General features: G+C 45.2%; 4 protein-coding genes. All 4 read left to right on the forward strand.

The features are described from left to right. The first annotated feature begins 156 nt into the window (after nucleotides 1-156). Nucleotides 157-384, forward strand: coding sequence for a hypothetical protein (locus tag TY03_RS21335; protein WP_230202006.1), 228 nt, complete (start codon nucleotides 157-159; stop codon nucleotides 382-384). A gap of 3 nt (nucleotides 385-387) precedes the next feature. Then, entirely contained in the window at nucleotides 388-3,921 is a 3,534-nt protein-coding gene (locus tag TY03_RS21340) for a hypothetical protein (protein ID WP_042373727.1), read from the forward strand. 1 nt (nucleotide 3,922) lies between these two features. Beyond that, nucleotides 3,923-4,381, forward strand: a complete 459-nt coding sequence (locus TY03_RS21345; protein ID WP_042373730.1) for a hypothetical protein — start codon at nucleotides 3,923-3,925, stop codon at nucleotides 4,379-4,381. A gap of 33 nt (nucleotides 4,382-4,414) precedes the next feature. Then, on the forward strand, nucleotides 4,415-4,682 hold a 268-nt coding region (locus tag TY03_RS21350), incomplete at its 3' end, for a hypothetical protein (protein ID WP_042373732.1).

Consider the following 4,682-nt stretch of genomic DNA (forward strand, 5'->3'; position numbering starts at 1 on the left):
ATGGCGGGTGCATCCCGGGTTTCTGCAAGAAGCTTGGTTTCAGATGCTCAAGCTACTCAACCCAAAGGATTTTATGACTATTATCAGCTCGGCACAGGCGACGAACCTGATGAAACCGAGACTGAGCCAACCGGGAAAGGGGAGTTAACGGGCCACATGGAAGGCTCTCATAGCCCCTTTGGTATGCTCTGGCAGATCGCATCTGCAACGGGATGGAGCTTGCACCACTTGCTGTGGAAAGTCAATTACCCCACCTTGCTGCTGATGGCCGCCGACGCACCGCGATACGTAAAGAAGAAAAAAGAGGAAGAAGGGCAGGGAACCCGGCAACGAGGTAGCTCACTGGCATTCTTTCAAACAAAACTCAAAGAAACTAAAGAATAACGCATGGAACCTGTACTGTTAGAATTTATCTCTCGCGACAATACCAAAGAAGGTATGCAGTCTGTCATCGGCAACATGAGTGTGGTCGAGAAGAGCATTCAGGACAATACAGTGATGATCCGTCAGTTGGAAAAGGTGCTCAAGGAGATGCAGACCCAGTTTGCCGGCACTACCCAAACCATTTCCGATCAAACGGACAACATCGCCATGATGGAAGCACTCAAGAAAGAGATTGACGAACTCAAAGCCAAGCTTCTTGAGTTGGAAGAGATCAAGAGAAGAGGGGCAGACGCACCCATCGTTCACCCATCGGTGCCCCGTGCTGCTGCTTCGCAGTTTAACGGACTGGGCATGAGTATTCAGCAGGTGGCACGTGAGTTGCCATCGCTGACAATGGGGGCAAATATGTTCTTTCTGGCGATATCAAACAACTTGCCGATATTGGCGGATAATCTAAGGGTAGCAAAGGCAGAGGTTAAAGCATTGAATGATGCCGGGCAGAAATCCACACCGGTATGGAAGCAAGTGACATCGTCCATTTTCTCCTGGCAAACAGCTTTGGTGGTAGGTATTACATTGCTTACGGTATACGGGAAAGATGTGGTAGAATGGACAAAGAGGCTGTTTTCAGCAGAAAAACAGTTAGAAAAATTAGCATCTGCTGAAGAACAATTGGCAGCATCAAGAAGAAAGGGATTTAGTGATTATGCTAAAGAAAAAACAGAACTAGAATTATTATACAAAGCATCACAAGACCACAGTCGTTCATTGGAAGATCGGAAAAGCGCGGTAGATAAACTGCAAAAACTGTATCCTGAATATTTTGGAAATTTAAAAGATGAAAAGATTTTAGCAGGTGAAGCATCTACGGCTTATGCCCTGTTAGCTAAACAGATGCTTGCAGCTGCGAACGCACGTGCTGTTTCCGAGAGAATAGGCGAAAACTCAGTTAAAATTTTCGATTTAAGAGGTGAACTAGCGATGGAAATGGCAAAACTAAAACAATTGGGAGATGCTCGTTTAAAAGCAAACGAAGATTATAATCGTAAAAAGAAAGAAGGGTTCGGAACAGCTACAGCAAAACTAAGTGCAGAAACTGCGATTATCGATGCTGATGTAGCCTATAAAAAGCAAGAAAAAAATATAAACAACATAATAGAACAGCGTGAAAAACTGAAAAGAATAAACGAATCGTTAGCTAAAGAAATCAATGTAAAAGATTTGCTCTTTGGCGACAACAAGCCCAAAGAACCCAAAAATGAAACTGAAAACCTGATCGATAAAATTTCCGACTCAGAACTCAAAGCCCGTCAAAAGGTCGAAGAGATGAAAGTCGCTATTATGGAGAAAGGTGCTGCCAAGGAAAAAGCGGCTGCTCGTGCCCGCTTTGATGCGGAGCTACTGAGAATCGATCAGGAAGAGCGAGAACGCCTCGACGCCTTGGCCAAAGCGAAAAAACAAGGGCTTCCCGTTTCAAAGGAACAGGTAGATGCGGTGACCTCTCAAGCAAGCCAACAGCGCAAAGGAGCTTCGGAGGTCTATGTAAAAGAGTTCGTTGATATTGAAAAAGAGTATGCCGACAAGCAGAAGAAAGATTTCGATAGTTTAGTGGGAAAGTATCAGGATTATACTGCCCAACGTTTGTCTATCGAGAAGAAGTTCAATGAAGACATCGCCAAGATACAGAAAGAACGTGATAAAGCGCAGCAAGAAGGGGATGCGGCAAAGATAGAACAGACGAATCGTGCCATCGCCCAAGCTACTGCCAATAAAGGGAAAGAGTTGATTAAACTGGACTTTGACCAACTCAAAGAGACTCCCGAATACGTACGCGCCTTTGAAAACCTCAAAGAGACTTCATCGGATACGTTAAGCTCTCTGCTTTCGCAACTAGAGAATGCTAAAAGTGCAGCCGCACAAGTGTTGTCTCCCGATCAGCTCCGTGAGTACACAACCACTATTCAGGAGATCATGGACGAACTGGATGCCCGCAACCCATTCAAGACGCTTGCCGACCGGAAAGCGGAGTTGGCAGAGGCAGAGCAGGAGCTTGCCAAAGCTCAACAGCAACTAATTGCGGTGCAGCGTGGCGAACAGGTGGTTACAGGTGTGAAAGCAAGCAAGTTCAATAAGGATACAGGTAAAATTGAATCTGAAAAATCGTACCTGACTGCTACCAAGGCCGCCCAGGACTACAGCAGGGCGCAAGATAAGGTTGCCAGGTCGAGTGCCAGAGTAAAGAAAGCGGAGAAAGAGGTCAATGATGAAATGAATAAACTCTTTTACTCCATTAAAGACGTAGGCGATGCCATCGGAGGACAGTCCGGTCAGATTATCAACCTGATCGGTGATATCAGCGGCTTTACTATGTCTGTTATGAATGGGATAGAAGCGGTTGCCGATACATCGGCCACTGCAATTAGCAATGTTGAAAAAGCGTCTGTTATCCTGGCAATCATCAGCACTGCGATACAGGTAGCAACAAAAATAGCCGAACTGTTCAAAGGGGAAGATGAGGAAGCAAAAAGGAAAAAGTACATTGAACAACTGAACGGAATCGTTGATATCTACGATAAGATCATAGACAAACAAAAAGAGGGTATTAAGTTCGGTTATGGTTTCTCTGCCATCGACAGCGCCAGGAAAGCAATGGTAGAGCTGAACAAGCAAACGGATGTATACCGGAAAATAGCCTACGAGAGCGGAAATAAACTGATGTGGTTTACGGAAATGGATACCTGGGCAACCATTGTGAAAGAAATGGGTATAAACGCCAGTGGAGATGACTTGCTTTCATCCAGATTGCTGTCCACATTGTCAGGTAAACAGTTAACCATCATTCGTGACCAATATAAGGAGTTTTGGGCGAAGCTCCCTGAAGAGCAGCAAAAAGCCCTTCAAGCCATCATCGATGCAGGAGACAAGGGGAAAGATGTTATTGACAAATGGCAGGAGGCCATTACCGGAATATCTTACGATAGCTTTTACGATGGCTTTATTGAGAATCTGGCAAACATGGATATGTCTGCCGCTGATATGGCAAACAACTTTGGAGAATATCTTCGAAAATCGATATTAGGCGCAATGGTTGCCAAGAACTTTCAAAAGGAGATCGACAGCCTGTATCAACTCTGGGTTTCTGCTGCCGATGATAAATCGGCCGGGGGGATCGATATAACGAAAATTGAATCCGACGAGATTCAGAAGAAATATAAAGAGCTCATCGAAGCCATGACGGCCGCCCGGGACAATATGGCAAAGGATTTTGGCTGGGAGTCCACAACATCACAAAGTGGCAAAGCCGGAGCCTTCACTACGATGACACAAGATCAGGGTACGAAGCTCGAAGGGTTATTTACCTCCGTACAGGGGCATGTGAGTACTATTGACGATACGGTGAAGGATATCTCCATGATCATGGGCAAAGCCATTGACGCGCTATCTAAAATAGTTGAGAACACGGCTTATTGTAAGTACTTGGAGCAGATGGCCGCTGATATCTCGGAATTGAAACGTGACGGATTTAAAATGAAATAAGATGGAAAAGGTATTGGAAGGGCTTTTACTGATTAACGGGCAGGATGTATATACAACCTATGGCGCTTACTTGACCGAACTCAAAGCAGGGGATCATGCGAACTACAACGAATTGCTTAAGCCCCCGGCGATGAAGCCATATACAGCCGTAGCATATCGCGAGCAAGATGGTGAGGCGTTGCCCGACGTGTTACCGATTCCTCGCTTCGAGGCACGTGACATCACCCTGTATTTTGCGCTCACCGCCGAAACGAAAACCGATTGGTTTGCCAAGTACACAGCCTTTATCACGCTTTTGAAGAGTGGTTGGCTTAACATCGAGGTGCCGGAATTGAATAAGACTTATAAGATGTACTATAAGGATTGTACCAACTATGAGCAACTGACATACCTGAAAGAAGAGGCGGTTTACGCTTCACGCTTTAAGTTGAAGTTTCGCGAACCGAAGCCGGGTATTTGAATAACGATTAAACATTGATTAAAGACTGATTAAATGGAACTCAATATTTATAATAAAGAAGGACAGTTAAAAGCAACCATATCGCCCGCCGACTCATCGACACTTGCCGAGGGGTTGATGGCAGACTATATCCTGAGCCTGTCCTTTGTTCTCTTTGACCGCGTGCAGCTCGATGTGAACGACTATGTTGATTTCTTAGGTAAACGGTACCGGATGCTCGAAGCCTATATTCCGAATCAGAAATCGACTATTGAATGGAGTTACAATACGAAGTTCTACGGTATCGAAAGCGTGATCCGTC

The organism is Bacteroides neonati, assembly GCF_000499785.1.
GTDB classification, from domain to species: domain Bacteria; phylum Bacteroidota; class Bacteroidia; order Bacteroidales; family Bacteroidaceae; genus Bacteroides; species Bacteroides neonati.

What these genes read in the sequence shown, in the direction of transcription:
- TY03_RS21345 (WP_042373730.1), top strand. Translation starts at nt 3,923, where the DNA reads ATGGAAAAGGTATTGGAAGGGCTTTTACTGATTAACGGGCAGGATGTA.
- TY03_RS21340 (WP_042373727.1), top strand. Translation starts at nt 388, where the DNA reads ATGGAACCTGTACTGTTAGAATTTATCTCTCGCGACAATACCAAAGAA.
- TY03_RS21335 (WP_230202006.1), top strand. Translation starts at nt 157, where the DNA reads ATGGAAGGCTCTCATAGCCCCTTTGGTATGCTCTGGCAGATCGCATCT.